This window comes from Rhodococcus sp. AD45-ID (genome assembly GCF_003023755.1).
Lineage (GTDB): Bacteria > Actinomycetota > Actinomycetes > Mycobacteriales > Mycobacteriaceae > Rhodococcus_F > Rhodococcus_F globerula.
This window is the reverse complement of the sequence record NZ_PYHL01000001.1, coordinates 1,203,033-1,227,856: the sequence shown is the minus strand read 5'-3', so window position 1 is coordinate 1,227,856 and position 24,824 is coordinate 1,203,033. Positions and strand designations below refer to the sequence as shown.

The 24,824-nt window shown below is 60.3% G+C and carries 25 protein-coding genes; 15 read left to right on the top strand and 10 right to left on the bottom strand.

Annotation, left to right across the window (positions count from 1 at the left end; translation table 11 throughout):
• Positions 1 to 32 precede the first annotated feature (32 nt).
• Positions 33 to 590 carry a DUF6764 family protein gene (locus tag C7T36_RS05580; RefSeq protein ID WP_080711786.1) on the top strand — a complete coding sequence of 186 codons (558 nt, stop codon included), beginning with the start codon at positions 33 to 35 and terminating at the stop codon, positions 588 to 590.
• Between the two features lie 245 nt (positions 591 to 835).
• Positions 836 to 2,458 carry a chaperonin GroEL gene (gene groL, locus C7T36_RS05575; protein ID WP_033235579.1) on the top strand — a complete coding sequence of 541 codons (1,623 nt, stop codon included), beginning with the start codon at positions 836 to 838 and terminating at the stop codon, positions 2,456 to 2,458.
• Between the two features lie 146 nt (positions 2,459 to 2,604).
• Here the strand turns inward: groL and C7T36_RS05570 are convergent, their stop codons facing one another.
• From C7T36_RS05570 to C7T36_RS30445, 3 genes are all read right to left on the bottom strand, one after another.
• Positions 2,605 to 4,065: a wax ester/triacylglycerol synthase domain-containing protein gene (locus C7T36_RS05570; RefSeq protein WP_045063990.1), complete on the bottom strand. Its 1,461-nt coding sequence runs from the start codon at positions 4,063 to 4,065 to the stop codon at positions 2,605 to 2,607.
• Between the two features lie 414 nt (positions 4,066 to 4,479).
• A complete protein-coding gene (locus tag C7T36_RS05565) occupies positions 4,480 to 4,674 on the bottom strand; it encodes a hypothetical protein (protein ID WP_033235577.1) in 195 nt (64 codons plus the stop codon).
• 28 nt (positions 4,675 to 4,702) lie between these two features.
• Positions 4,703 to 4,831, bottom strand: a complete 129-nt coding sequence (locus tag C7T36_RS30445; protein WP_255285217.1) for a hypothetical protein — start codon at positions 4,829 to 4,831, stop codon at positions 4,703 to 4,705.
• A gap of 1,610 nt (positions 4,832 to 6,441) precedes the next feature.
• On the opposite strand from C7T36_RS30445, the gene C7T36_RS05560 reads away from it, so the two are divergent.
• Positions 6,442 to 6,993 carry a VOC family protein gene (locus C7T36_RS05560; RefSeq protein WP_033235576.1) on the top strand — a complete coding sequence of 184 codons (552 nt, stop codon included), beginning with the start codon at positions 6,442 to 6,444 and terminating at the stop codon, positions 6,991 to 6,993.
• Here the strand turns inward: C7T36_RS05560 and C7T36_RS05555 are convergent.
• Positions 6,975 to 7,772, bottom strand: a complete 798-nt coding sequence (locus tag C7T36_RS05555; protein WP_033235790.1) for an IclR family transcriptional regulator — start codon at positions 7,770 to 7,772, stop codon at positions 6,975 to 6,977. The two genes, C7T36_RS05560 and C7T36_RS05555, sit on opposite strands and share 19 nt — an antisense overlap.
• 283 nt (positions 7,773 to 8,055) lie before the next feature.
• On the opposite strand from C7T36_RS05555, the gene C7T36_RS05550 reads away from it, so the two are divergent.
• From C7T36_RS05550 to C7T36_RS30000, 5 genes are all read left to right on the top strand, one after another.
• Entirely contained in the window at positions 8,056 to 9,498 is a 1,443-nt protein-coding gene (locus tag C7T36_RS05550; RefSeq protein WP_045063988.1) for a wax ester/triacylglycerol synthase domain-containing protein, read from the top strand.
• 220 nt (positions 9,499 to 9,718) lie between these two features.
• Positions 9,719 to 9,910 carry a hypothetical protein gene (locus tag C7T36_RS05545; protein WP_045063985.1) on the top strand — a complete coding sequence of 64 codons (192 nt, stop codon included), beginning with the start codon at positions 9,719 to 9,721 and terminating at the stop codon, positions 9,908 to 9,910.
• Between the two features lie 59 nt (positions 9,911 to 9,969).
• Entirely contained in the window at positions 9,970 to 10,113 is a 144-nt protein-coding gene (locus tag C7T36_RS30005; RefSeq protein ID WP_181317466.1) for a hypothetical protein, read from the top strand.
• A gap of 76 nt (positions 10,114 to 10,189) precedes the next feature.
• The gene (locus tag C7T36_RS05540) at positions 10,190 to 10,489 is read left to right on the top strand and encodes a hypothetical protein (RefSeq protein ID WP_239654591.1); all 300 of its coding nucleotides are present in this window, start codon (positions 10,190 to 10,192) and stop codon (positions 10,487 to 10,489) included.
• Between the two features lie 59 nt (positions 10,490 to 10,548).
• Positions 10,549 to 10,692 carry a hypothetical protein gene (locus C7T36_RS30000; RefSeq protein WP_165826256.1) on the top strand — a complete coding sequence of 48 codons (144 nt, stop codon included), beginning with the start codon at positions 10,549 to 10,551 and terminating at the stop codon, positions 10,690 to 10,692.
• Positions 10,693 to 10,760: 68 nt separating this feature from the next.
• Here C7T36_RS30000 and C7T36_RS05535 read toward each other — a convergent pair whose 3' ends face one another.
• Positions 10,761 to 10,964 carry a PspC domain-containing protein gene (locus C7T36_RS05535; RefSeq protein ID WP_033235574.1) on the bottom strand — a complete coding sequence of 68 codons (204 nt, stop codon included), beginning with the start codon at positions 10,962 to 10,964 and terminating at the stop codon, positions 10,761 to 10,763.
• Positions 10,965 to 11,102: 138 nt separating this feature from the next.
• On the opposite strand from C7T36_RS05535, the gene ppk2 reads away from it, so the two are divergent.
• Together ppk2 and C7T36_RS05525 are read left to right on the top strand one after the other, a co-directional pair.
• Positions 11,103 to 12,017 carry a polyphosphate kinase 2 gene (ppk2, locus tag C7T36_RS05530; protein WP_033235573.1) on the top strand — a complete coding sequence of 305 codons (915 nt, stop codon included), beginning with the start codon at positions 11,103 to 11,105 and terminating at the stop codon, positions 12,015 to 12,017.
• A 44-nt stretch (positions 12,018 to 12,061) separates the two neighbouring features.
• Entirely contained in the window at positions 12,062 to 12,895 is an 834-nt protein-coding gene (locus C7T36_RS05525) for an alpha/beta fold hydrolase (RefSeq protein WP_033235572.1), read from the top strand.
• A 4-nt stretch (positions 12,896 to 12,899) separates the two neighbouring features.
• Here C7T36_RS05525 and C7T36_RS05520 read toward each other — a convergent pair whose 3' ends face one another.
• The 3 genes from C7T36_RS05520 to C7T36_RS05510 form a co-directional block, all read right to left on the bottom strand.
• A complete protein-coding gene (locus tag C7T36_RS05520) occupies positions 12,900 to 14,951 on the bottom strand; it encodes a prolyl oligopeptidase family protein (RefSeq protein ID WP_045063982.1) in 2,052 nt (683 codons plus the stop codon).
• 81 nt (positions 14,952 to 15,032) lie between these two features.
• Positions 15,033 to 16,082 (bottom strand): alpha/beta hydrolase family protein, encoded by a 1,050-nt coding sequence (locus tag C7T36_RS05515; protein ID WP_045063980.1) that lies wholly within the window; start codon positions 16,080 to 16,082, stop codon positions 15,033 to 15,035.
• Between the two features lie 176 nt (positions 16,083 to 16,258).
• Entirely contained in the window at positions 16,259 to 17,305 is a 1,047-nt protein-coding gene (locus C7T36_RS05510) for an alpha/beta hydrolase family protein (protein ID WP_045063977.1), read from the bottom strand.
• A gap of 223 nt (positions 17,306 to 17,528) precedes the next feature.
• On the opposite strand from C7T36_RS05510, the gene C7T36_RS05505 reads away from it, so the two are divergent.
• The 3 genes from C7T36_RS05505 to C7T36_RS05495 all read left to right on the top strand — a co-directional run bounded on the left by C7T36_RS05505 (position 17,529) and on the right by C7T36_RS05495 (position 21,099).
• Positions 17,529 to 18,515 carry a dipeptidase gene (locus tag C7T36_RS05505; RefSeq protein ID WP_045063975.1) on the top strand — a complete coding sequence of 329 codons (987 nt, stop codon included), beginning with the start codon at positions 17,529 to 17,531 and terminating at the stop codon, positions 18,513 to 18,515.
• A gap of 49 nt (positions 18,516 to 18,564) precedes the next feature.
• A complete protein-coding gene (gene lpdA, locus C7T36_RS05500; protein ID WP_033235567.1) occupies positions 18,565 to 19,968 on the top strand; it encodes a dihydrolipoyl dehydrogenase in 1,404 nt (467 codons plus the stop codon).
• Positions 19,969 to 20,106: 138 nt separating this feature from the next.
• Positions 20,107 to 21,099 (top strand): iron-siderophore ABC transporter substrate-binding protein, encoded by a 993-nt coding sequence (locus C7T36_RS05495; RefSeq protein ID WP_045063972.1) that lies wholly within the window; start codon positions 20,107 to 20,109, stop codon positions 21,097 to 21,099.
• A 41-nt stretch (positions 21,100 to 21,140) separates the two neighbouring features.
• On the opposite strand, the gene C7T36_RS05490 is transcribed toward C7T36_RS05495, so the two are convergent.
• Positions 21,141 to 21,554: a helix-turn-helix domain-containing protein gene (locus tag C7T36_RS05490; protein WP_033235565.1), complete on the bottom strand. Its 414-nt coding sequence runs from the start codon at positions 21,552 to 21,554 to the stop codon at positions 21,141 to 21,143.
• Positions 21,555 to 21,672: 118 nt separating this feature from the next.
• On the opposite strand from C7T36_RS05490, the gene C7T36_RS05485 reads away from it, so the two are divergent.
• Positions 21,673 to 22,524, top strand: a complete 852-nt coding sequence (locus tag C7T36_RS05485; RefSeq protein ID WP_045063969.1) for an SDR family oxidoreductase — start codon at positions 21,673 to 21,675, stop codon at positions 22,522 to 22,524.
• A 52-nt stretch (positions 22,525 to 22,576) separates the two neighbouring features.
• Here the strand turns inward: C7T36_RS05485 and C7T36_RS05480 are convergent, their stop codons facing one another.
• Positions 22,577 to 24,178, bottom strand: a complete 1,602-nt coding sequence (locus tag C7T36_RS05480) for an MFS transporter (RefSeq protein WP_045063967.1) — start codon at positions 24,176 to 24,178, stop codon at positions 22,577 to 22,579.
• Positions 24,179 to 24,243: 65 nt separating this feature from the next.
• On the opposite strand from C7T36_RS05480, the gene C7T36_RS05475 reads away from it, so the two are divergent.
• On the top strand, positions 24,244 to 24,819 hold the full coding sequence (locus C7T36_RS05475; protein WP_045063965.1) for a TetR family transcriptional regulator: 576 nt from the start codon (positions 24,244 to 24,246) through the stop codon (positions 24,817 to 24,819).
• The last annotated feature ends 5 nt before the right edge of the window (positions 24,820 to 24,824 follow it).

Sequence of the window (24,824 nt, the reverse complement as noted above, 5' to 3'; positions counted from 1 at the left end):
ATCCATGAACGTGTTCCAAGAAGGAGTTTTCTATGCCCTTGATCTCGTCAGTCTGGTTCCGCCGCTCGTCCTCACGAGTTAACGGAAGTACCAGTAGTCGGTTGGGGGGCCGCCTGGCGAGAACAGGGGCTGTGGTGACTGCGGGGATGGGCTTGGTTGCGGGGCTGGCGCTGGCAGGCGGGGGAGTCGCTTCGGCTGCACCCGTTACGTGTGTGTCGCCGCCGTTGGTCAACGACATCCAGGTGTCGGACACCGCGAGCTGTGGCGCACAGGCTGTTGGTGCGGGACGCTCGCAGGCCGGTGCCATGGAGAGCGGAACAGCTGTCAGCGTCTCGGCTGACAACAGCTACACCAACACTTACGCCAACGGTTTCGGAACGGCTCTCGGTGCTTCGCGCGGCAACGGTCAGGCGCACGCCTATGCACTCGGTGGCGGCATCGCCCGTGCCGGTGCGGCCGACGGAAACTTCACCGTCGCCATCGCCGGTTGGGGAGCGGGAGCGACGGCTGACGCCAACGGAGTCAACTGCATGGGCAACTTGTCCTTCGCTGTGAACTTCACCAACGGGCAGTTCTGCATCGCCGGCTGAGTCTTGACCTTGCACTCGGCACGCTCGAGTGCTAAAAATGCAATTGGCACTCGCGAGCTGTGAGTGCCAGGTCGAGTCAGTGAGACCGGGATCCATCGACACCCCCGGTCGTCCGTCGCGGGCACTGACTTAAGACCGCAGGCTAGATGGGTGACCTAAGCAAAATTCGGTCGCCCTGTGCCGATGAGGTGACCCGACGAGCGGTCACCTTGTGTGTCACCCCCTATCCGGAGGATCACTTCGCAATGGCAAAGATCATCGCGTTCGACGAAGAGGCACGTCGCGGCCTCGAGCGAGGCCTCAATGCCCTCGCCGACGCTGTCAAGGTGACGTTGGGCCCCAAGGGTCGCAACGTCGTTCTCGAAAAGAAGTGGGGCGCCCCCACGATCACCAACGATGGTGTTTCCATCGCCAAGGAGATCGAACTCGACGACCCGTACGAGAAGATCGGCGCGGAGCTCGTCAAGGAGGTCGCCAAGAAGACTGACGACGTCGCTGGCGACGGCACCACCACCGCCACCGTCCTCGCACAGGCATTGGTCCGCGAAGGCCTGCGTAACGTCGCAGCCGGCGCGAACCCGCTCGGCCTCAAGCGCGGCATCGAGAAGGCTGTCGAGGCTGTCACAGCTCGCCTGCTCGAAACCGCCAAGGAGATCGACACCAAGGAGCAGATCGCTGCTACCGCCGGTATTTCCGCAGGCGACCCGTCCATCGGCGAGCTCATCGCCGAGGCAATGGACAAGGTCGGCAAGGAAGGCGTCATCACGGTCGAGGAGTCCAACACCTTCGGCCTGCAGCTCGAGCTCACCGAGGGCATGCGCTTCGACAAGGGCTACATCTCGGCGTACTTCGCCACCGATGCAGAGCGTCAGGAAGCCGTCCTCGAGGACGTCTACATCCTGCTCGTCAGCTCCAAGATCTCCACGGTCAAGGACCTGCTGCCCCTGCTGGAGAAGGTTATCCAGTCCGGCAAGCCGCTCCTGATCATCGCCGAGGACGTCGAGGGCGAAGCTCTCTCCACCCTCGTCGTCAACAAGATCCGTGGCACCTTCAAGTCTGTTGCCGTCAAGGCTCCCGGCTTCGGTGACCGTCGTAAGGCTCAGCTCGCCGACATCGCCATCCTCACGGGTGGCGAGGTCATCAGCGAAGAGGTCGGACTCTCCTTGGAGACCGCAGGCCTCGAGCTCCTCGGCCAGGCACGCAAGGTTGTCATCACCAAGGACGAGACCACCATCGTCGAAGGTGCCGGCGACGCCGACGCCATCGCAGGTCGCGTCAGCCAGATCCGCGCTGAGATCGAGAACAGCGACTCGGATTACGACCGCGAGAAGCTGCAGGAACGTCTGGCCAAGCTGGCCGGTGGCGTTGCAGTCATCAAGGCAGGCGCAGCAACCGAGGTTGAGCTCAAGGAGCGCAAGCACCGCATCGAAGATGCAGTGCGCAACGCAAAGGCAGCTGTCGAAGAGGGCATCGTCGCCGGTGGCGGCGTAGCACTCATCCAGGCAGCTCCCGCCCTGGACGACCTCAAGCTCGAAGGTGACGAGGCAACCGGCGCGAACATCGTTCGCGTTGCACTGTCCGCTCCGCTCAAGCAGATCGCATTCAACGCAGGCCTCGAGCCCGGCGTTGTTGCGGACAAGGTCTCCAACCTGCCCGCAGGTCACGGCCTCAACGCTGCGACCAACGAGTACGAAGACCTGCTCGCTGCAGGCATCAACGACCCGGTCAAGGTCACCCGCTCGGCACTGCAGAACGCAGCGTCCATCGCGGCTCTGTTCCTGACGACCGAAGCTGTTGTCGCTGACAAGCCGGAGAAGTCTGCTCCCGCAGGCGATCCCACCGGCGGCATGGGCGGCATGGACTTCTGAGTCCATCCCCTTAGCTCCTAGAGGCCCGGTCCACCATTTGGTGGGCCGGGCTTTTACGTGAGTGAGGGTGTGGTGGGGCTCGACTTCACAAGTTTCTTCGCATGGCGCACGGCTTCGATCAGTCTGTTGATCGGAGGTTGTTTCTGTCAGGAAGTGACCTTGTTTCTGTCAAGATCGCGGGATCTCTCATCGGATGCCATCTTGAGCTGCTCGAAACTCGCGCGAAGAAGCCCAATGTAGTGATGGAGATCCGGCATTGCCACTGTGTCCGCTATGACATTGAGAGTTAACCCGCCGCCGGATGCGGCGACCATAAAGTGCCGCAGCCCATCCCCGTCCACTGGTGGTTGTGTCGCGAGCACAGCTGCGCCCGGTGCCCCGTTCAAAGTTAGCCCGTCGACCGAGAGCGGAATATTGCTCACCATTGTGTGCTGGTAGCAGGGGTGGTTCAGGTCGTACGGGTTCTTCCTACGTGTATATGCAATCAACCGCAGCAATGGTGCCGGCGCTGTTTCGATCGCAGCGCTTACACGGCGGATCGCGAGGTGGGAAGTGCGAGCTTTCTCCAAACGGGCAGACTCTGCAATGAGCGCCACCCGTTTCAACGGATCTTCGACGTGGGTGTGCATATCAATTGCCAGGATTACTAACTGATTTGCAGACTCCCAGTCTTCTATCTTGCGCATAGACCGTGGCACCATCGCAACGAGTGATCCCTTCGGCTCCTCACCCATCTCCGTCAGATACCTCATCAGAGCACCGCCGACGACTGCTAGCAGAACATCGTTGATGGTTGCCCCGGAGACTGCATCCTTGATCTGGCGAACAGCTGCACCGGGCAGCGTGATCTGCTCGAGTGTCCCAGACCCGCTCACCTTGCCGTTGAAACGGGTTGTTGGATGATCGCGGAAACTCTCGACCCAGTCGCCAGCAGCCTGTGCTTCGGCAACGGCCCTGTGAGCCGCACGATTGGCGGGCACGTGTCTGGCGAATCGTAGAACCTGGTTTGGCATACTCAGCACAGCATTGAGGAGCATGCGCGCCTTCAAAAACGGTATCGCAGGCTCGAACTCCGCCGGCCGCAACGTATCCGAAAAGATGGCTTCACCCAACATTCGGATCGCAATTCCGTCCGCGCCGCTGTGGTGCGACTTGAGGACTACAGCAGTCAGTCGGCCGGGCAGATCGTCCAGTCCCTCTACTCCATTGAAAAAGTGCAGTTCCCAAGGTGGACGTGTCAAGTCCATCCGGGAGGTCAACAACTTGCTAAGCGGATCCTGCAGTGCGGCCCAACCAGGCTCGGTGATATTGGTGACTTGCACGTGGTCACTCACGTCGAAGTTGCTGGCTGGGACCCAATGCGGATGCTCGAGGCTCAGTGGTGTTCGCTGAATGCGTTGCGTAAACATCCGGTTGTGGCCGAGGCGCGCAGTGACCCACTCGACGGCTTGTTCCTGTGAGAATTCCGAATCGGGGTGTCGCGAGGTCTCGAAGAAATAGACGCCAATGAGGTGTCCCAGATGCCCATCGGCTTCGTTGTAGATGTAATCGGCATCGCGTGGGCTCAATTGCGTAACCCTCATTGCCAATGGATTGGACAATCTCATGGGTGCTCCTCGTGTGGGGGTGCAGAGCTATATGCTGGCGCTGCTGAAGTCGAAAATCCCCGAGGCTTATGTCAGCCTCGGGGATTCTCTGAGTTCCATGGATGATGGCCAGAAGACCATGATCATTTGGTAGATCGACGGCTACCATCCGTCCACCCCAGACCGTTCACTTGGGGTTCTTGATCACCATGCTTCCGATGGCCGTGTACTCGGTAACGAGCCCAACCCAGTTCAGCATGTGGATAAGGTACCTCTCAATCATTGTAAATTCCTCTCATTTCAGACTGGTTGGGTGAAGGAAGACAAGGTGTCGAGGTACTTCGCAAATGTACCTACCAGGTCAACAGAACCGAACGCGACCATGTCGGACAAGTAGGCCAGAAGAATATTGAACATTGTTGTTTTATCTCCTAATTACGTGCCGGCGATGGAGCCGAGGCCCGATTGGATGAGTCCGGAGGATCCCGCAGAACCGGTAACCCCAAGATTGATGGCCGCGGACACGGTTGCGAATATTCCGCCAACTATGCCCTTCATCGACTCCAATACCGGCAGCAATAGTGCTGCATCGATGCTCCCGAGCGCGCCCATAAGGCTCGAAGTATCCACGATTTATTTGCTCCTCAACGATTGATTATTATTGAACGGGATTGAAATTCATATCGATGGACCCCATGACGGGAATCACGAATATGAACCCAATAATCATCTTGACCAGTTCACCGTACGGCGGGTCGAACATATCGGCGATTGATCCGAGTTTCATCATTCACTCCTGTCGTCAGAAATTATTCGGAAAAGAACTGCATTGCCATCAGCTGTTGCTGACGGCCTCGGCCAATGACCCCGTGCCAGCATCGACTCCGGGAATTATTGATCCGGAATACAGAACTCCCATGAGGTCGCTGAACATCGTCGCGGTCGTCGCAAAAAACAGTGCGAGCATACAGAGTTCCACCCTTTCGGTAGATCGGTAAACGATAGTTGCGCATTCATAAACGCCGGCTTGTGTAAGTCCACAAAGAGTAAAAACGTGGGAAGAGCTCAGGAAACACTGGTGTTCCAAACACTCAGATTTTCGTTGACCTGCTTACTCTTTGTGGATGCTTCTGGCATCACGCTAATGCAGGATAGCTCGATTCGGTCACTTTTTGTCAAAGAAATTTTCCGCAATCTGCAACATGTTTCAGTTTTTGCTGGTCACGCCCCTAGTTTGCGAACAATCGTCCTTGTGTCGGCCGATCGATGTGGCAACGGATCGGCCCTCCTGTGTGCTGGCCGGCGTGGATGCGGCCGATCATCTGTCGAATCCTGTGCCTGTATAGGTTACTTAGGCTGTCTACCAATAATTTTCGACGCATTGGCCGCTTGTCGACCGGTAATTCGTTCGATCCAAGTGAATCGACCAGAGCGGCTCGCGCACCTGGCGTATCCATCGAAAGTACTAGTGTCCGAAGGGAGTTCAGTGGAACTGTATCCGTCGAAAGTACTAGCGGGTGGCTAGTTTCGGCGCACCGCATCCTCTGAAAGTACTAGTTTCGGTGTACTGAACCCACTGAAAGTACTAGTCCAAGTGGATAATTCGGATGCGTCTAGGTTGGAGGGTGTCGCCACACTGATCGTCAGCGGGTGGGTGCTGTGGTCAGTGCTGTCGGGGATTTGTAGTCGGCTTATTGCTGCATGTTGCGTGCTACGTCATCTCGTTTCTTAAGCTCAGAATTTTCGGCCAATGACCTGGCCCTCGATCCCGTGTGGGTGACCAAACTCCATCAGGGAGCCGCGCGATAGTTAGTCGTGAGACTGCAATTTTTGCATCGAATTGCGCTTCTTGATCGGAAATACGGTTTCGGTCGGGGTGTTGTTAGACGTTGATCTTGTCGCTAATTTGCGGACGGGAATCGGATGTTGATCTGTTGTCGTCACCATGGGTAAGAGTGGTCTGTGACCGGTGCTAGTGCGAACCCGGCGCGACTAGTAGTTGTTAGAAGTCGTTTGTCGAGAGCCTGTTCGCGAAGTTTGATGCGATTGTGTCGGTCGGACGATCACAGACATCGTGTGGACGCGGTCGGATACTCATGGCTGAAGCAGTGCGTATGTTTGTCGGATTGGCTCGTTCGTTCGCGAGCTTGCTAGTGACGTTGACACAATTTCAGGAACACTGAGTACTGGGTCCAAGCCTTGCGTTGGGAGAGCCCGACCTGAGCGCCGCAGCGAATTCAGTTTAAGCTGCTGAGTGTCCGAGGCAGTAGCGGAAATCCACAGGTTGCGGAGGAAGCTCTTGCGCATTACCTCGCTGCCACGCGTCATCGACGTCGCAGGATAAGCAAAGGGAATGTGTGCGATGACCGACCTGAGTTTGCCGGAGGTACGAGAGTAATGGCTATTCGAAGCCTGAACCATGCGGTGCTGTTCGTTTCCGACGTCGAGCGGAGTGCGTCGTTTTACTGCGATGTACTGGGATTCGAGAAGCTTCCCGTGAATTTCCCCGGCGGCGCGTTCCTTCGCGGAGCGAACTCGGCAAACGATCACGACCTGGGACTCTTTCAGGCCAGCGCGCCACGGGCGCGAGATGGCGCGGTAGGTCTCTACCACCTGGCCTGGGAGGTTGAGACGCTGAGCGAACTCGCGCAATGCCGCGATCGCATGCTGGCCGCAAATGCTCTCGGCGGAGCGTCCAATCACGCTGCGACCAAGGCCCTGTACGGTCGCGACCCGGACGGAATCGAATTCGAAGTCACCTGGCTGGTACCGGACGGGCTACTCGACGGTGAACTTGTGCCTGGTGTTGCGCACACGCGACCGCTGGATATCGCTGCCGAGATCGAACGATACGGCGCTTCGACGCCTGGTGGTCCGCGAACGGATCGTGCGATTTACGCGCAACTCATGGGGCGCATGGAGGAACAGAATCAGGACGCTTCGAATTGATTCTTGGAGCGAAGATCGTTTGCGACGCAGGTATCCCAGATATCGCGCGCTGCGATACGCACCGTTGATACGAGTTGGTTCATTTTCATGTCGTCGATCGGTCCGCAGACAGAGAGTGCTGCGCGGTTGCCGTAGTAGTGATCGCGCGGACCGATTGACGTTGCCACGCAGGCAATTCCGAGCACTGATTCTTCGCGGTCCATCGCTACCCCGCGGTCGCGGACGCGATCCAATTCTGTGTAGAGGTGTTCTTGCGACGCGATGCTGTACTGGGTTGTCTTGCGAAGCGGAGCGCGTGTAATGCTCTGCATCTTGTCTGGTTCGAGATTGGCCAGAATTGCCTTGCCGACGGCGGTGACGTGTGCGGGAAGTCGCGAGCCCACACGGCTGGGGAGTGCTAGTGGCGTTCGCCCAGGGACGCGGTCCAAGTACAAGACGTCACTGTTGTTCAGTGCCGCCAGATGGACCGTCAGCCCGGTCGAACGAGCCAGCCGGTTCAAGACTGGCACGGCACCGTGGCGTAGCCGGTTCTGATTGAGTGCCCACTGGCCGAGTTCGTACGACTTGCTGCCGAGTTCGTATCGGTGTTCTTGCCGAGTGATCCACCGCTTGGTCACGAGTTGCTCGAGCAGGCGGTGAGCGGTGGAGCGAGGGATCCCCGTTCGCTGAGTTACCTCGGCGAGCGTGAGTGGCCCTGTGTTTTCGAAGGTTTCGAGGATGGCCGAAATTCGATCGACTACCGACACCGGATCGTCCACCTTGCGAGTGGTTCTCACCATGAACTCCTGTCCTCGCCGCGAATCTGTGATCGCAGTCACCTTAGTGTTGCCCGATTCGCGTCGGCAATTGTTCGGCCCAGCCAGCGGGAGTGAGTGCGGCGGCTCGGCCTCATGTTGTGTGCGCCGTTGCCCACAACTCATCGGGTGGACGGAGGGCTGTGCCTGCCGCCAGGAACTTGTGTGCACTCAGGTCCGGGGGAGAAGCCTGGGCAATCCCCGGATATTTGGACACCTGACCGATAGAATCCGGACAGTCTTCCAGCGTCGGATGTGAGGGGCACACATGATCTTTCGGAACTCGTTGCCAACCGGGGTAGCTCAGTTGGGTCCGCGGGATGCGGAGTTCATCTACAACGAGTCCGAGGGCCACCTCAGTCATATGGTGTGCGCGTACTTCTTCGACACTGCGGGCCACCCGCTGGCCGACATGACACACGCCGACGCGGTCGAATGGATTTCGGAACGGTTCGGGTACTGGCCGCTGTTCACGAGCCGAGTGCAGCGAGTTCCCCTCGACCTGGACTATCCGTACTGGGTGCCGGCAACTGATTTCGATGTCGACGATCATGTGCGGGTGCACAAGGCGTCGGGGCCCGGGTGGGCACCGGTGCGAGCGTTGCTGGGCAAGTCTCTGAGCTCGCCGATGGATCTGACGCGTCCGCCCTGGGAGTTGGAAGTCATGACCGGAATCAGCGGAATCGACGATCTACCCGGCGACCTGACGCTCATCATGCTCAAGACACATCACAGCGCGGGCGACGGTTTGGAGATCAGGAACCTCACCAACCGATTGTTCTCGGGGCCGGCAAAACCCAAGGCACCCGCACGGGAATCGGGTTTGCCGCTCGTGGAGATGATGGGGCGCAGTGTCCTCGGGTTCCCGGGACAACTGATCCGGTTCGGGAAGGGGCTCTCGGCGACAAAGGTAGCCGCAGAAGAGATCACACAGGCAGAGGAATCCGGTGAGTTGGCGAAGTACGTCGCAGACCGCCCGCCGACGCGTTTCAACCACGTGCTGGAGGGTGATCTGGCCCTGGAGTTCGTGACGCTCGACGGTGCTGACATCAAGGCGATCAGAGCCGCCGTGCCCGGGGTGACGGTGAACGATATCTTCCTGACGGTGGTGGCTGGGGCGCTCGAGAAGTATCTCGAGGAGAAAGACGAGCGGCCGGAACGCCCTCTGGCGGCAATGGTTCCGCGCTCGATGCGGCAGATTGCGGAATGGGAGTCGGCCAATCAGCTCGCGCTCCTGACCGTCGATCTGCACTCCGACGTTGCGGATCCGGTCGAGAAACTGACCCGGATCCGGGATTCTGCGCAAGTGGCCAAGGAGCGTAGCTCGCACCTCGCTGTCCGGAAATTCAGCACACGTATCGAGACGTCACCTGCGCCGTTACTACGTTTGACGGGGCTGGCCAGGCGCCTCAACAAGCTGAATACGGATCGTGAGGTCATGCAGCACACCACGATCAGTAATGTCCCGGTGACGATCGACGGAAACGTGTTCGACGGTGCGCCCGCAGTTGCCGTGTTGGGTGGGCAGGCGCCGGTTGACGGAGATGTTTTGCGCCACTTCCTGATTGCCGCGGCCGGCGGCGCGTTGACGCTCAACGTCATCGTCGCTCGCGGAGCGATGCCCGATCCGGAGCACTATGTCGTGCTGCTGCGCGAGAGTTTCGACGAACTGCGCCAGGCAGTGGAGTGCGACGTCCCCGCCGTCGAATGATTTTCCGGTCAGGTGCCCGCCGGGCCGGAATTGTTGTGGATCGCAATGAATTTTGTCCGGTAAATTGTTTCGAGAATGGGAAAATCGAGTTAATCGTTCATTTCGGACACAGGTTCTAGGATTAACACTAAGGTCGTAGACGACACATCAACGGTGAACCTTCGCCGGAACCGATTCTTTGGCGGTCGGGTGGGGATCCTTCTAGATAGGGAGTTCAGTCATGGGTTCTTTGATGGACATTCTTCTTGGGCCAGACGGGATGGGCACTCAGCTGGGGAGTCTTCTCAACATGCTGATGGGATTGGATAACTTGGGGGCTAATCTCTTTGGCTCGCTGAGTGACACCTTCGGAGGGATCTCCGGATCTCTCGATACGATTAGTTTTCTTCCTGAAGTTATCCCGCCAGCTTGATCCTGCAATCTGAGCAGTTGGCACATCCACTTCACTGAACAGATATAGAGGAGTACAACATGATTGAAGGATCCGTCATGGATGCTGCGGGTTCCGTTGGCACCATTATCGGCCAGGGGCTAGGCAGTGTCAGCGAAATCGCGGTCAAGGGCCTCACCGCCCTTGCCGAGCTGAGCGGCGGAACGCTGAAAGCCGCTAAGTAGCACAAAAGAGCTTGGTTTTGGGGCCTGAGCGCACTGCGCGCGGGCCCCAAAATGCTCCGTACCTGCGTGTTTACCCTTGATTATTGAGATTGAAAAACAATTTTCCATTTTGCTGCTGGATTTCGGTATTGCCGCTAGCGTACTGATTGACAATGTTCGTAAGTTTTCTGTTGAGGAGTTAAAAATGGGGTCGCTGGCAAACATCCTCGGTTATGTTATGGAGAATGGCGAAACCGCAACTCAGGCACTGGTGAATGTGCTGTTAGGGTTGGATAACTTGGGTGCCAACTTGTTCGGCTCGTTGGGTGATACCTTCGGTGGGATCTCCGGATCTTTTGATGCAATCAGTTTCGCACCCGCCGTTGTCGCTCCGTAGTCTTGCAGCTCTGAATTATCTGACCATCCCGTAACTGTGCGGATAGAAGGAGAACAAACATGATTGAAGGCTCCGTAATGGATGCTGCGGGTTCCGTCGGAACTCTTATCGGCCAGGGGCTAGGCAGCGTCAGCGAAATCGCTGTCAAAGGCCTGACCGCCCTTGCCGAACTCAGTGGTGGAACGCTCAAAGCCGCGAAATAGGTCAAGAGTTTTTATTGTGGGGTCCACGCGAGAAATGCGTGGGCCCCGCAATACTTTTCACGGGCGCGCTATCCCAATGGCATGAGCATCCAGGCTGCAAGATAAACCAAGGCTGCAGTTCCACCGGTGCAGACGGCAGCAATTACTGCCAGAACGCGAACCAGATTGACGTCGGCGCCAAAATATTCTGCAATCCCGCCGCACACTCCGGCGAGCATTTTGTTGTCGGTGGATCGGGTGAACGGGCGGGGTGTGTTGCTCTCGAATGTCATGGTTCAAGTCTGGCCTGACCAGGCCACTTCGACCATCGGGAATCACCCCCATCTATCCCTGATCTTCACCGAGCATCGAATTCGCCCGTTCATCAGGGCGTCACCAACTGGTTGCTGTTGACGGCTAGCCTGTCGGGAATGACCGAGATAGCAGAGCGCCGTCCTTTTCTCAGTGCCTTCGCCGACCTGTCGAGTGCGGTGGACCTGACTGACACGACGGCATTCACCGTCGACGACAGTGACGACGACGATCCCGTGTTGCTCACGGCACCAGGCGGTTTCGAGGTCGACACGTGGCGCGAGGGATACCCGTACGACTCTCGGATGTCACGCGAAGAGTACGAGATCGCCAAGCGTCTGCTGCAGATCGAACTCCTGAAGCTGCAGAACTGGTCCAAAGAAACCGGTGCCCGCCACGCGATCGTGTTCGAAGGCCGCGACGCAGCAGGCAAAGGCGGCACCATCAAGCGCTTCATGGAACACCTCAACCCGCGAGGCGCACGCGTCGTTGCATTGGAAAAGCCGTCGGCGCGAGAGTCGACGCAGTGGTACTTCCAGCGCTATGTGCAGCATCTTCCCGCTGCGGGCGAACTCGTGATGTTCGATCGCTCCTGGTACAACCGGGCCGGAGTCGAGCGTGTCATGGGGTTCTGCACGGACGAGGAGCACGAGCGTTTTCTGCGGCAGGTTCCGTTGTTCGAGCAGATGCTTGTCGACGACGGCATCAGCCTCATCAAGTTCTGGTTCTCCGTCTCACCGCTCGAGCAGCGGACGCGGTTCGCGATTCGGCAGGTGGATCCTGTTCGGCAGTGGAAGCTTTCGCCGATGGACATCGCCTCCCTCGACAAGTGGGATGCGTACACCGCCGCGAAGGAAGAAATGATCCGCTTCACCGATACGGAGACCGCTCCGTGGACCGTCATCAAGAGCAACGACAAGAAGCGTGCGCGGATCAACGCGATGCGGCATGTCCTCAGCCAGTTCGATTACGACAACAAGGATCACGACATCGTCGGAACGCCTGATCCGCTGGTTGTGGGCAGCCTGGAATAGCAAGACTGCTGACCGATGCCGTCGCGGTCGTTAGTGTGAGACGAATGGAGACCGTGCCGATCCAACTTCCCGATGGAACCGTCACTCCGATCCGCCTGTTTCCGGGACCGGTCGACGACGCTCCCGTCGTCGTGATGTTTCCCGGTCTCGGTGTGCCTGCTGGGTTCTACGATCCGGTGGCCGAAGCGTTGGTCACCGCGGGGTTCAACGCGGCGATCGGGGAATTGCGTGGCCAAGGCGACAGCCGGCCGCGACCAAGTGCGTCGTCGAGTTTCGGGTATCAGGAGTTGGTGTCGGTAGATTTCCCCGCCACCTTCGAAGTGGTGCGCGAAAGGTTCCCGGCGAGTACACCATTCCTGCTCGGTCACAGCATGGGCGGCCAGTTGGGGACGATGTACGCGGCGAGGATTCGCGGACGCCTCGGTGGGTTGATCCTGGTGGCGTCCGGTTCGCCGTACCACCGGGGCTTCCCGGGCATTCGCGCTCCGGGGTTGTATCTGGGTTCGTCGGCGATGTCGGTGACAGCCAACATCGCCGGGTTCTGGCCCGGTGATCGCCTGAGTGTCGGCGGCTTCGGGCGGCAGTCGAAAGTGTTGATCACCGACTGGGCCAGATTTGCGCGCACCGGCACCATCGAACCCGTCGGCGCGGACATCGATTACGAGGAGCGGATCGCCCGCCTGAACCTGCCGGTCCTGTCCGTCACCATCGACGGCGACGACCTTGCTCCGCGTCGATCCGCAAAGAACTTGGTGGACAAGCTCACCGGCTCACAGGTGACGATGGTGCACGTCGACGAACCACTCGGTCACAACGGCTGGATCCGGAAACCGGATGCTGTGACCGAGTGCATCGTCGCCTGGCTGCGCGACCGCTGATCGCTCAGCCGAATTTCTGCCACAGGAATTCGTAGGTCAGCGCGGTCTTGTAGGCCAACTGCGCGTTGTCCGCGGCGCCGCCGTGCCCGCCTTCGATGTTCTCGAAGTACAGCACCGGCTTGCCCAGTTCCTCCAGGCGCGCGGCCATCTTGCGAGCGTGCGCTGGGTGGACGCGGTCGTCGCGAGTGGACGTCGCGATGAGGATCGGCGGGTACGAGCCGTCCGCGTCGATGTTCTGATACGGGCTGTACTGCGAGATGAAGGACCACTCGTCAGCGTTGTCGGGGTCGCCGTACTCCGCCATCCAGGATGCGCCGGCCAGGAGGAGATGGAACCGTCGCATGTCGAGGAGTGGAACCTGGCAGACTATGGCGCCGAACAGCTCTGGGTACTTGGTGAGCATGATGCCCATGAGCAGTCCGCCGTTGCTACCACCCTGGGCGGCCAACAATTCCGGTGTGGTGATGCCGCGGTCGACCAGATCGCGAGCGACAGCCGCAAAATCCTCGTGCACCTTGTGGCGTCCGGACTTGAGAACCTGTGTGTGCCAACCTGGCCCGTACTCGCCGCCGCCGCGGATGTTGGCCACGACATACGTGCCGCCGCGAGTGAGCCAGGCCCGCCCGATGGAACCGCTGTACGACGGCGTCAGCGACACCTCGAATCCGCCGTAGCCGTAAAGAAGAGTGGGTCCGGGTGTGCTGTCTTCGGTGCCGACCACGAAGTAGGGGACCTGGGTACCGTCGGCCGAGGTTGCGAAGAACTGTTGCGTCACAATGTCTGTGGCATCAAAAAATGCGGGCGCAGCCTTGACGACCGTGGGTTCGGATTCCCCGATGACTCCGTGCAGAAGCGTTGCCGGCGAGGTGTATCCGCTGGCGTTGAGGAAGTACTCGTTGCCGGAATCGGGATCGGTGTCCAGGATTTCGATGGTGGTGAGCTCGGGCAGGCCCTCGAAAGGCCTTTCTTCCCAAGTGTTGTCGGCGGGAGTCAGAATGCGCAGGGTGGTCCGGACGTCGGTCAGAACGACGAGAATCAGATGATCGCGGGTCCAGCTGTAGTGGTCGAGCGACGAATGATCGTCGGGCTCGAACAGGACCGTGAGTTCGCGAGCGCCCGCGAGGTAATCCTCGTACCGAGCCGCCAGCAAGGTGCCCGTCGCGTACTCGGTGTTCTCGACCGTCCACGGCGATTTGGTGCGAATCAGCAACCACTCGTGGTGAATCGAGATGCCGGCGTCTTCGGGTGTGTCGATCAGAACGAGTTCGTCGTCGAGCGTGAGCTGGAACCGTCGTGAGTTGTAGAAATCGACGGAGCGGGTGACGAAGTCCCGCTCGAAGCCAGGCGTCGGATCATGTGATGCGGAAATCGCAACGTCGGTGCTTTCGCCCTCGTACAGCGTTTCGGCGCTGGAGAGGGGTGTGCCGCGCTTCCATCGCTGTGCGAGACGGGGGTAACCGGAATCGGTGAGTGATCCCGGCCCGGTATCGGTTCCGAGATACACGGTGTCGATGTCGATCCAGTCGATGTCGGTCTTGGCCTCGGGAAGGTAGAAACCTGCATCGGGTCCGTCAGGAGAGAGGAATTGTCGTGTCTCCATGTCGAATTCGCGAACCACTGCGGCGTCGGCTCCGCCGCGCGACAAACTGATCAAGGCGCGATCGCGGTGGGGGCGCAGCAACTGCGTGCCCTTCCAGACCCAGTTCTCGCCCTCGGCTTCGGCCAACGCGTCGAGGTCGACCAACACGTCCCACTCGGGGTTGTCGCTTTGATACTGCTCGAGCGTGGTCCGTCGCCACAATCCACGAATATTGGTGCCGTCGCGCCAGAAGTTGTACAGATACTCGCCGCGGCGACGCACGTACGGAATGCGGGCGTCGGTGTCGAGGACCTCGCGGACATCCGATTGCATCTGCTCGAAGCGCTCACCGGTTGCGAGTTGCGCTTCGGTGACGGCGTTGTGCGCACGCACCCAATCAAGAGCAGCGTCACCCGTGACGTCTTCGAGCCAGAGGTACGGATCGCTGTCGACGGGGGAGTTCTGATCGGATGTCATGGCTCCATTCTTACTGCTCCCCGCCGACAGCATTCGACCCCGCTCCCGAAAGGCAGTGGGAGCGGGGTCGAAAGTGCGGACTCAGACGTTCAACGAACGCGCGATCATCGGCCACGAGTTGTGGAGATCGTCCTGCCAGTAGCCCCACGAGTGGGTACCTGTGGGCTTGAAGTCGAACTGCGCGGGGATCTGCAGCTGATTCAGACGGTAGGCCAGATTGTGGGTGCAGTAGTTGACCGCTGCCTCGATGAGGCCGCCCACGATGATCTGGTTGGCCAGATTGGCGGGTTCACCGTTCATCGCAGGGTTGGCGAGGGTGTCGTGCGGGCCGGGCAGACCCGACCCGGTGGAAACGTACAGCTCGGTGCCGCGGAGCTTCTCGGCGTTGACAACAGGGTCGTTGTCGATCCAACCCTGACTGCCCACCGGGCCCCACATGTTCGCGATATCAGCACCACCACGGATGCCGGTGACCAGCTGAATAGCACCCTGGCCGACAGGAGTGCTGGTCTCGGCGCAACCGCTGTACGCGCCGACGCTCTTGTACAGGCCGGGGGCCGCGATTGCGAGATTGAGAACCGAGGTGGCGGTCATGGAGATCGCGGAGATCGACTGGACCTTGTTGGTGTTGAATTCGGCGTCGATGACGGGAGGGAGTTCCTGTGTCAGGAACGTCTGCCACTTCTGACGGCCGAGTTCGGGATCGTCGTTGACCCAGTCGGTGTAGTAGCTGAACGCGCCTTCTAGTGGCGTCACGACGTTGAGGTTCTTGTCCTGGAAGAAGTTCATGACGTCGGTCTTGCGCTGCCACGTCGCAGAGTCTTCGCCGCCGCCTGCGCCGTTGAGGAGGTAGAGCGTCGGGCGCGGTGCGCTGTTGTCTGCGGGGAGGATGACCTCGAGCGGAATGTTGCGACCCATCGACGCCGAGTACACGGAGATCGTGGACTTGCGGCCATTGTCGCTACGGCTCGCGAGGTACGAACCGGAGGTACCCGATGTGGCTTGTGCCGTTGTGCCGGATGAGTCGCCGCCCGCGGAGGCGATGGTGGGACTGATCAGCATCGGGATCACGGACAGTGCTGCTGCTACTGCAGCGACCAAACGTCCCCGCGTGAATGTACGAGCGCCCATACGATCTGAAACCTCCACTACGTGTGCCCCGGCGTGTGTCCGGGGTCGATGTCACTGGTCAGTAAACCAGAATTGCCATGGTCAGGGGAGCGTTTGATGGTTCCAGCATCCATGTAGCACACAACCCCGCTCTCCAAGTCGAGGAGAGCGGGGTCGAGTGCTTGAAGCTGGTGGTGTCAGACGCCCATGGAGTTGGCGATCATCGGCCACGAGTTGTGGAGATCGTCCTGCCAGTAGCCCCACGAGTGGGTGCCGGTGGGCTTGAAGTCGAACGTTGCCGGGATCTGCAGTTCGTTCAAGCGGTACGCGAGGTTGTGGGTGCAGTAGTTGACCGCTGCCTCGATGATGCCGCCGACGATGATCTGGTTGGCCAACACGCCGACCTGGCCGTCGACTGCCTCGTTGGCGAGGGTGTCGTGCGGGCCGGGCAGACCGGAGCCGGTGGAGACGTACAGCTCGGTGCCGCGGAGCTTCTCGGCGTTGACAACCGGGTCGTTGTCGATCCAGCCCTGTCCGTCGAGCGGGCCCCACATGTTGGTGACATCCGCGTCGCCGCGCATGCCGACAACCAGTTCGATGGAGCTCTGGCCGACCGGGGTGCTGGTCTCGGCGCAACCGCTGTACGCGCCGACGCTCTTGTAGAGGCCGGGGGCTGCGATCGCGAGGTTGAGCACCGAGGTGGCGGTCATGGAGATCGCGGAGATCGACTGCACCTTGTTGGTGTTGAACTCTGCGTCGATGACTGGCGGGAGTTCCTGTGTCAGGAACGTCTGCCACTTCTGAACACCGAGAGCCGGATCTTCGTTAACCCAGTCGGTGTAGTAGCTGAATGCGCCCTCGATCGGGGTGACGACGTTGACGTTCTTGTCATTGAAGAAGTCCATGACATCGGTCTGACGCTGCCAGGTCGCGCGGTCTTCGCCGCCGCCTGCTCCGTTGAGGAGGTAGAGCGTGGGACGCGGTTCGCTCGTGTCAGCCGGAAGGATGACCTCGAGGGGAATGTCGCGACCCATCGACGGCGAGTACACGGTGATCGTGGACTTGCGACCGTTGTCGGTGCGGCTCGCGAGGTACGAATCCGTCGAATACGTTGCGGGAGCGGTACGAGTTCCAGCGGTGTCACCACCGGCAGAAGCCATGGCCGGACTGACAAGCATCGGCAGCACGGACACCGCTGCAATCGCGGCGACCACACGGCCGCGCTTGAATGTACGAGAACGCATAGGCTTAAGAACCCTCCACCTGAATTACCTTGTAGATCCGCCCCGGGTGGAACGATCCTTCGTCGACACTTCTCCGTATGGGTTTTTGCATCCCGACGCATATAGAGCGTGCAAGTCTTGATCTTTCTACAGCATCGGCGCGCTATTCGCCAGTGAACCGAAGATTTGCTGAACGATTGACCAGTTTCGGATTGACCTGGCTGTTTACCTATATGCTCAACGGGTGAACCGGACATATCCGATCTGGGAACAGCACTGCTGCTTGCCGTTGCAGTCCAATGCCTCTATTGCGGAGCTATTGCGGTACCGGCGGCCTGAGGGCAGTTACGTTTCGGTCAATGTCGGCTACGCGCCGCACACACGTGCGGATTCAACCGCGCTGGTCAAGAGTTTTGCCTGGCAGGCGCGCGTCGAGTATCCGGAAATCACACCGGTCTCGACGATTCTCGATGTTGCCGACGTGCAGCGATCCGGCGGAATCGCGCTGGCATTCGACCTCGAGGATTCCAACCCACTCGACGGCGATCCCGACAACATCGCGTACTTCTACGATCTGGGCGTGCGGTCGATGTTGCCGACGTACAACCACGTCAACGCCGCCGGCTGTGGGTGCCTCGACTCCGTCGACACAGGCTTGACTGCGTACGGCCGCGAACTCGTGGCCGAGATGAACCGCGTCGGCATGATGGTGGACGGCTCGCACTGCTCGACCCGGACCGGTCTGGATCTGGCCGCTGCCACGACACGTCCCATGATCTACAGCCATTCGAATCTCCGCAGATTGTGGGAGCACCCCCGAAACATCACCGACGATCAGGCCAAGGCGTGTGCCGACACCGGCGGAGTTATCGGGATCAACGGCGTGGGAATCTTCCTCGGCGTCAACGGCCCCGACGACAACAAAGCCAGGCTCGAGGCGATGGCCGATCACATCGAGGAAGCCGTCGGACTCGTCGGTGTCGATCACGTCGGGATCGGTTCGGACTATTCGTTCGACGCGGAGGACTTCCTCGACGAGATACACAATCACGCGGCGTCGTTCTCCGAGGCGTACACCGCGTGGGGACCACTGCAGTGGGTTCCGCCGGAAGACACCCTCACCTTGGACGTCGTTCTGCGTCGGCGCGGTTTCGACGAGTCCTCGATCGAAGCGATCTACGGCGGAAATTTCGCCCGAGTTGCCGCAGAAGTTTGGTCTACTGGCCGGTAAGGCGACCATCCGGGGACAGGAAAACGATGCAGGACTACCCTGTTACATCGTGACCTCACACTATGACGTCGTTGTCCTCGGAGCCGGCCCCGGTGGGTACGTCGCTGCTATCCGCGCGGCACAACTGGGCCTGAGCACTGCCATCATCGAGCAGAAGTACTGGGGCGGTGTGTGCCTGAACGTGGGCTGCATCCCGTCCAAGGCGCTTCTCCGCAATGCCGAACTCGCGCACATCTTCACAAAAGAAGCGAAGACGTTCGGCATGTCCGGAGACGTGTCCTTCGATTTCGGCTCCGCCTTCGATCGCAGCCGCAAGGTTGCCGACGGGCGAGTCAAGGGCATCCACTTCTTGATGAAGAAGAACAAGATCGCCGAATTCGACGGCAAAGGCACGTTCGCCGACGCCAACACCATCAACGTCGAGCTCAGCAAGGGAGGCACCGAGACGATCACGTTCGACAACGCGATCATCGCCACCGGTTCCTACACCAAGCTGCTGCCGGGCACCTCGCTGAGCGAGAACGTGGTGACCTACGAAGAGCAGATCCTCACCCGCGACCTGCCGGGCTCGATCCTCATCGTCGGCGCCGGCGCCATCGGCATGGAGTTCGGTTACGTCCTCAAGAACTACGGCGTCGACGTGACGATCGTGGAGTTCCTCGACCGGGCACTGCCCAACGAGGACGCCGACGTCTCGAAGGAAATCGCGAAGCAGTACAAGAAGCTCGGCGTCACCATCAAGACCGGCGCCGCTGTCCAGTCCATCAGTGACGACGGCAGCAAGGTCAGCGTTTCGATCAAGGACAACAAGTCCGGCGAGATCGAAACCGTGGTCGTGGACAAGGTTCTGCAGTCCGTCGGCTTCGCACCGCGCGTGGAGGGCTTCGGCCTCGAGAACACCGGTGTCGCCCTCACCGACCGCGGCGCCATCGCGATCGACGACTACATGCGCACCAACGTCGAGAACATCTTCGCCATCGGTGACGTGACCGCCAAGCTGCAGCTTGCACACGTCGCGGAGGCGCAGGCCGTCGTTGCAGCCGAGACCATCGGCGGCGCAGACACGCAGACGCTCGGTGACTACCGGATGATGCCGCGTGCGACGTTCTGCCAGCCGCAGGTCGCGTCCTTCGGGTTGACCGAAGAGCAGGCCAAGGCCGAGGGCTACGACATCAAGGTCGCGAACTTCCCGTTCGCTGCCAACGGCAAGGCACACGGCCTCGGTGACCCGACCGGTTTCGTCAAGCTGATCGCCGACACCACACACGGCGAACTGCTCGGTGGACACCTCATCGGACCGGACGTCTCGGAACTGCTGCCCGAGCTGACCCTGGCCCAGAAGTGGGACCTCACGGTCAACGAGTTGGCACGCAACGTCCACACCCACCCCACACTCAGTGAGGCGCTGCAGGAAGCGATCCACGGCCTCGCCGGCCACATGATCAACTTCTAGGTAGGGCCTGCGGCCCCCGTGCGTCTTTCTGGTAGCTCACGCAACCAGAAAGGCGCACGGGCCTTTTTGTATTGCCAACACGCCAGATCGCGACTTCGAGTCCAGGTCTGAGCTGACGGCGCACTAGCGTCCCGATTCATGAAAACTCGTTGTGTACTGCTCGCGGCCGCTCTGGCTCTCGGTCTCACCGCGTGTGGAAACTCGGCCGGTACCGAGTCGACCGCGGCTTCGACGGCATCCGCCGAAGCCGGCGCCTTTCCGGTGACAGTCGACCACGCCTACGGTTCGACCACGATCGATGCCGAACCCATGCGGATCGTGACCATCGGATGGAGCAGCCAAGATTCGGTGCTTGCCCTGAACAAGGTGCCCGTCGCGATGGAGAGCTTCTCGGGCGACGGTGTCGAGAACAACATATTGCCTTGGGACGCTTCACTGTTGAACGGCGCGACGCCGGTTCTGATGACCACCAATCCAGATGTGCCGTTCGAGCAGATCCTTGCCCTCGATCCCGACCTGATCCTTGCCGTGTATTCGGGGATCACCGCGGAGAAATATCAGCGACTGAGTGACATCGCGCCCACCGTCGCATTTCCCGATCAGCCCTGGGACACCGCCTGGGACAAGCAGATGAGCATGATCGGTGCAGCGCTCGGGCAGCCCGCACGCGCACAGGAGTTGATCGACGACACCGGAGCGTATTTCAAGCGGCAAGCCGCCGAACATCCGCAGTTCGAGGGCAAGACGGCAACATACGCGATGCGCACCGACGAGGGCCTGATCGTGTTCTGCAACACCGATCCTCGCATCCGTCTGCTGGGTCAGCTCGGGCTGAAGACCTCGCCCGGGGTCGACGCGGTGTGCACGTCCGGCGACAGTTCGGTGTCCGTGGGGATGGAGTCCATCGAAACCCTCGACGCGGACGTCTTCATTCTGGTTGACGCCGACGGCACCAATCTCGACAAGCTGATGGCCTTCGGTCCGTTTGCCAACATGACCTCGGTGTCGAACGGCCGGATTGTTCGCCTCGTCGGAATGGACTACGCGATGGCAACGTCAGCGCCGACGGTCTTGAGCGTCCCGTATGCGTTCGACGAGTTCATCGCTCAGCTTTCGGGGGCGCTCGACTGACTCTCAGGCTTTACCCTCTGAGGCTTTACCGATTGCGGGCCTCACTGATTGCGGGCGTCGTAAGACTCTTGTGACGCAATGATTGTCGGCACGCGGGATTCGAGCAATTCGATCAGGGCGGTGATCTTGCCGGCCACGTCTGCGCCGAGTTCGGTCAGGCTGTATTCCACTTTGGGCGGGATGGTTTCGAGCACTTCACGGTGCACGAGACCATCCCGCTCCAGTGTCTGCAGGGTCTGCGAGAGCATGCGCTCGCTGACGCCGTCGACGCGTCGACGTAGTGCGCTGAACCGGTACGGGCCTTCGTGGAGGGCTGCCAATGCAAGTGCGCCCCAGCGGCCGGTTGCGTTCTGGAGCGCTGCCCGAGAATTGCATCCGCGAGCGAACACATCGGCCTCGAGGGTGGGATCCTGATCTGTTTCGGCAGCACAGGCAGGGGTATCGGTGCTGGTCATGTCCCCAGGTTACTACTAAACATACCGATAGCGCTAACTTCCAGGGTTGCACTTACGAATAATTAGTGCATGATGGTTGCAGAGCACATTTACGCTTCAACCTAAAACGGGAGTTCGCATGAGCATCGCAGTCACCGGAGCAACGGGAAACCTCGGACAACTTGTTGTCGAGGCACTGATCACGCGGGGCACACCCGCGTCGGACATCGTCGCCGTGGTTCGTAATCCGGAGAAGGCGGCGGATCTCGCAGCCCGCGGCGTGGTGGTTCGCAAGGCCGATTACACCGACGCCACGGCATTGGAAGCAGCCTTTGCCGGCGTCGACAAAGTGGTGCTGATCTCGGGCAGTGAGGTGGGCCAGCGGCTTGCGCAGCACACAAACATCATCAACGCGGCAAAGGCTGCAGGCGTCGGATTCATCGCGTACACAAGCATTTTGGACGCCCAGGATACGCCGATGAAGCTCGCAGCCGAGCACAAGGCGACCGAGGATGTGCTTGCCGCGAGTGGAATTCCGTTCGCACTCTTGCGCAACGGTTGGTACTGGGAGAACTTCCTCAATGACCTGGCCGGCGTTATCGAGCGCGGCGCAGTGGCCGGAGCGGGCGCTGACGGAAAGATCGCCGCTGCATCGCGGGCCGACTACGCCGACGCTGCCGCAGTTGTCGTCACCACGGACGGCCACGAAGGCGCAGTCTACGAATTGGGTGGTGACGAGCGTCTGACGTATGCCCAGTTCGCGGAGAAGGTCAGCGAATTTGCCGGCAAGCCTGTCGTGTATCAGTTTGTGCCGGAGGAGGCATACAAAGGCATTCTCGAGAGCGTCGGCCTGCCCGCCCCTGTTGCAGAGATTCTCGCGGATTCCGACGCTGCAATCGCCAAGGGAGCGCTGGACACCGAGTCCGGTGATCTGCAGAAGTTGATCGGCCGCGCCAGCACGCCGGTGGCTGAGGTTCTGAAGAAGGCGTAACCGCCGGTGCGCCTTTCTGGTAGCGGGAACTACCAGAAAGGCGCACAGGGGTTTACCCCATATGGACTGCGCCCTCAGCGGGGAGGTCGCCCTTCTTGGCGCGGACGAGCACTACGACAACGGGTGCGATGATCGCCAACAGGATTGCCGCCCAACCGAATGCGGCGGTGTATCCGGAGACCTCGGCGCCGAAGACGTAGTCGGTCATCGAGGCGATGAAGTCCTGCACCGGCTGGGGGAGCAGAGCCAATTCGTCGCCGGTCGGAACGGTCGCGTTCGACATGTCGACTGGAATGCCTTCCGGGGGGATCGGCGCCGCGTTGTCGGTGGTGAATGCGGACTTGGCCGACGCGTAGATCGTGGTGAAGAGTGCGGTTCCCAGTGCGCCGCCGATCTGCAGCGTTGCGTTGACGAGGGCGCTGGCTGCGCCGGCGTCGTGGTCGGGAACACCGATCAGTGCAAGGTTCTGCATGGGCACCATCAGCAGGCCCAAACCGAAACCGAAGATGGCAAGACCCGGGAACACGTGGGTCCAGTAGGAGCTGTGGACCTCGATCTGGGTGAGCATGAGCAGTCCGACTGCGGCAACCAGGGGGCCGGCAACCATGAGCGGCTTGGGGCCGATCTTGGTGGACAGCTGGGCGGCGGCGGTGGATGCAAGCACGATGAAGAAGGCCATCGGCAGTGAGCCGACGCCGGCCATGACGGGGCTGAATCCGAGCACGATCTGCAGGTAGAACGTCAGGTACAACGTGCCGCCGAGAAGCGCTGCGCCGACGAGCATGGACCCGATCAGTGCGGCGCCGCGGTCGCGGTGCCACGGAACGCTCAGTGGCAGAAGCGGATTCTTGCTACGGCTCTCGACGACCACGAACAGTGCCAGGAAGACCAAGCCCAAAGCGATGAACAGGAGGGTATCGGTCTGACCCCACCCGTGCTCGGCGCGCGTGAATCCGTAGACCAGGGATCCGAGTCCGAGTGCGATGAGGACGGCGCCGGGAAGGTCGTAGCTCGTGTCGCCGTGTGCCTTGGTTTCCTTGACGATCGGGACGGCAGCAGCAATCGCGATGAGCGCGATCGGAATGTTCACGAGCAGGCACCAGCGCCAGTCGACGTACTGAGTCAGGACGCCGCCGAGCAGCAGGCCGATCGCTGCGCCACCACCGGAAATCGCGCCGTAGACGGCAAAAGCCTTGGCGCGCTCCTTTTCTCCGATGAAGGTGGTGGTGAGCATCGAGAGCGCGGCGGGCGCGAGCAGTGCCGCGAAGACACCCTGCCCGGCGCGGGCGATGAAGAGTTCGATACCGGTCTGGGCGATCCCGCCGATGCCTGACGCCACGGCAAAGCCGGCCATGCCGACGATGAAGGAACGCTTACGTCCCCAGTAGTCGGCGATGCGGCCACCGAGCAGAAGCAGTGCGCCGAATGCCAGCGCGTACGAGGTGACAACCCAGGCGCGATCGAGGTCGCTGATTCCGAGTTCTGCCTGCGCGGCGGGCAGGGCGATGGAGACGATGGTGCCGTCGAGCACCACCATGAGTTGTGCAAACGCGACGATGCAGAGCACCAGCCAACGTCGTTGATGATTCGGGTTTTCGGAGATCGCCGGAGACGGCGGCGTTGCGCCGCTTTCGACGTCAGTGGTGGTCATCATTACAAGGTAAGTGAGCGCTTCTTCGAGAGTCAAACGAAATAGTTCGTTCGGTTACGATAATCACTATGGCTCCCACAGATGTGACCGCAACGAAGCAGCGAATCCTTGACGCAGCGCTAGAAGAATTCGGCACCTACGGACTCGCCGGCGCACGGATCGATCGCATCGCGAAGAACGGCAACGCCAGCAAGGAACGGCTTTATGCGTACTTCGGTGACAAGGTGGCGCTCTTTCACGCCGTGCTCGACGCGGATTTTGTCGAAGCCATGGAATGCGTGGAGTGGGTGGGCGGGGACATACCGCAGCATGCTGTCGAATTGTTCGATGCCATGACCCGAAAGCCGCACATCCAGCGCATGATGATCTGGGGCCAACTGCAAGGTGAAGGCCCGCGGATGCGTAAGCAAGCCGAAGAGCACTCCAGTTGGCTCCCGCGGATGGCTGCGATCCGCAAGGCTCAGGACGACGGCGGCATCGCAGCGCACTGGAATCCGGAAGACCTCATTACCTTGATCTTCGGCCTCGTCTTTGCTTGGGTGGTCGCACCCGGCATTATCGACAATCAATCCGTGGACGCGCAGGAACTCGCGCGCCGCCGTGAAGTGGTGCGGGAAGCGACAATTCGTATTTGCAAACCCTGATGGCC

Coding starts and splice junctions, on each gene's coding strand:
- C7T36_RS05580 (WP_080711786.1), top strand. CDS start 33: ATGCCCTTGATCTCGTCAGTCTGGTTCCGCCGCTCGTCCTCACGAGTT.
- groL (WP_033235579.1), top strand. CDS start 836: ATGGCAAAGATCATCGCGTTCGACGAAGAGGCACGTCGCGGCCTCGAG.
- C7T36_RS05570 (WP_045063990.1), bottom strand. CDS start 4,065: ATGAGATTGTCCAATCCATTGGCAATGAGGGTTACGCAATTGAGCCCA.
- C7T36_RS30445 (WP_255285217.1), bottom strand. CDS start 4,831: ATGAAACTCGGATCAATCGCCGATATGTTCGACCCGCCGTACGGTGAA.
- C7T36_RS05560 (WP_033235576.1), top strand. CDS start 6,442: ATGGCTATTCGAAGCCTGAACCATGCGGTGCTGTTCGTTTCCGACGTC.
- C7T36_RS05555 (WP_033235790.1), bottom strand. CDS start 7,772: ATGGTGAGAACCACTCGCAAGGTGGACGATCCGGTGTCGGTAGTCGAT.
- C7T36_RS05550 (WP_045063988.1), top strand. CDS start 8,056: ATGATCTTTCGGAACTCGTTGCCAACCGGGGTAGCTCAGTTGGGTCCG.
- C7T36_RS05545 (WP_045063985.1), top strand. CDS start 9,719: ATGGGTTCTTTGATGGACATTCTTCTTGGGCCAGACGGGATGGGCACT.
- C7T36_RS30005 (WP_181317466.1), top strand. CDS start 9,970: ATGATTGAAGGATCCGTCATGGATGCTGCGGGTTCCGTTGGCACCATT.
- C7T36_RS30000 (WP_165826256.1), top strand. CDS start 10,549: ATGATTGAAGGCTCCGTAATGGATGCTGCGGGTTCCGTCGGAACTCTT.
- C7T36_RS05535 (WP_033235574.1), bottom strand. CDS start 10,964: ATGACATTCGAGAGCAACACACCCCGCCCGTTCACCCGATCCACCGAC.
- ppk2 (WP_033235573.1), top strand. CDS start 11,103: ATGACCGAGATAGCAGAGCGCCGTCCTTTTCTCAGTGCCTTCGCCGAC.
- C7T36_RS05525 (WP_033235572.1), top strand. CDS start 12,062: ATGGAGACCGTGCCGATCCAACTTCCCGATGGAACCGTCACTCCGATC.
- C7T36_RS05520 (WP_045063982.1), bottom strand. CDS start 14,951: ATGACATCCGATCAGAACTCCCCCGTCGACAGCGATCCGTACCTCTGG.
- C7T36_RS05515 (WP_045063980.1), bottom strand. CDS start 16,082: ATGGGCGCTCGTACATTCACGCGGGGACGTTTGGTCGCTGCAGTAGCA.
- C7T36_RS05510 (WP_045063977.1), bottom strand. CDS start 17,305: ATGCGTTCTCGTACATTCAAGCGCGGCCGTGTGGTCGCCGCGATTGCA.
- C7T36_RS05495 (WP_045063972.1), top strand. CDS start 20,107: ATGAAAACTCGTTGTGTACTGCTCGCGGCCGCTCTGGCTCTCGGTCTC.
- C7T36_RS05490 (WP_033235565.1), bottom strand. CDS start 21,554: ATGACCAGCACCGATACCCCTGCCTGTGCTGCCGAAACAGATCAGGAT.
- C7T36_RS05485 (WP_045063969.1), top strand. CDS start 21,673: ATGAGCATCGCAGTCACCGGAGCAACGGGAAACCTCGGACAACTTGTT.
- C7T36_RS05480 (WP_045063967.1), bottom strand. CDS start 24,178: ATGATGACCACCACTGACGTCGAAAGCGGCGCAACGCCGCCGTCTCCG.
- C7T36_RS05475 (WP_045063965.1), top strand. CDS start 24,244: ATGGCTCCCACAGATGTGACCGCAACGAAGCAGCGAATCCTTGACGCA.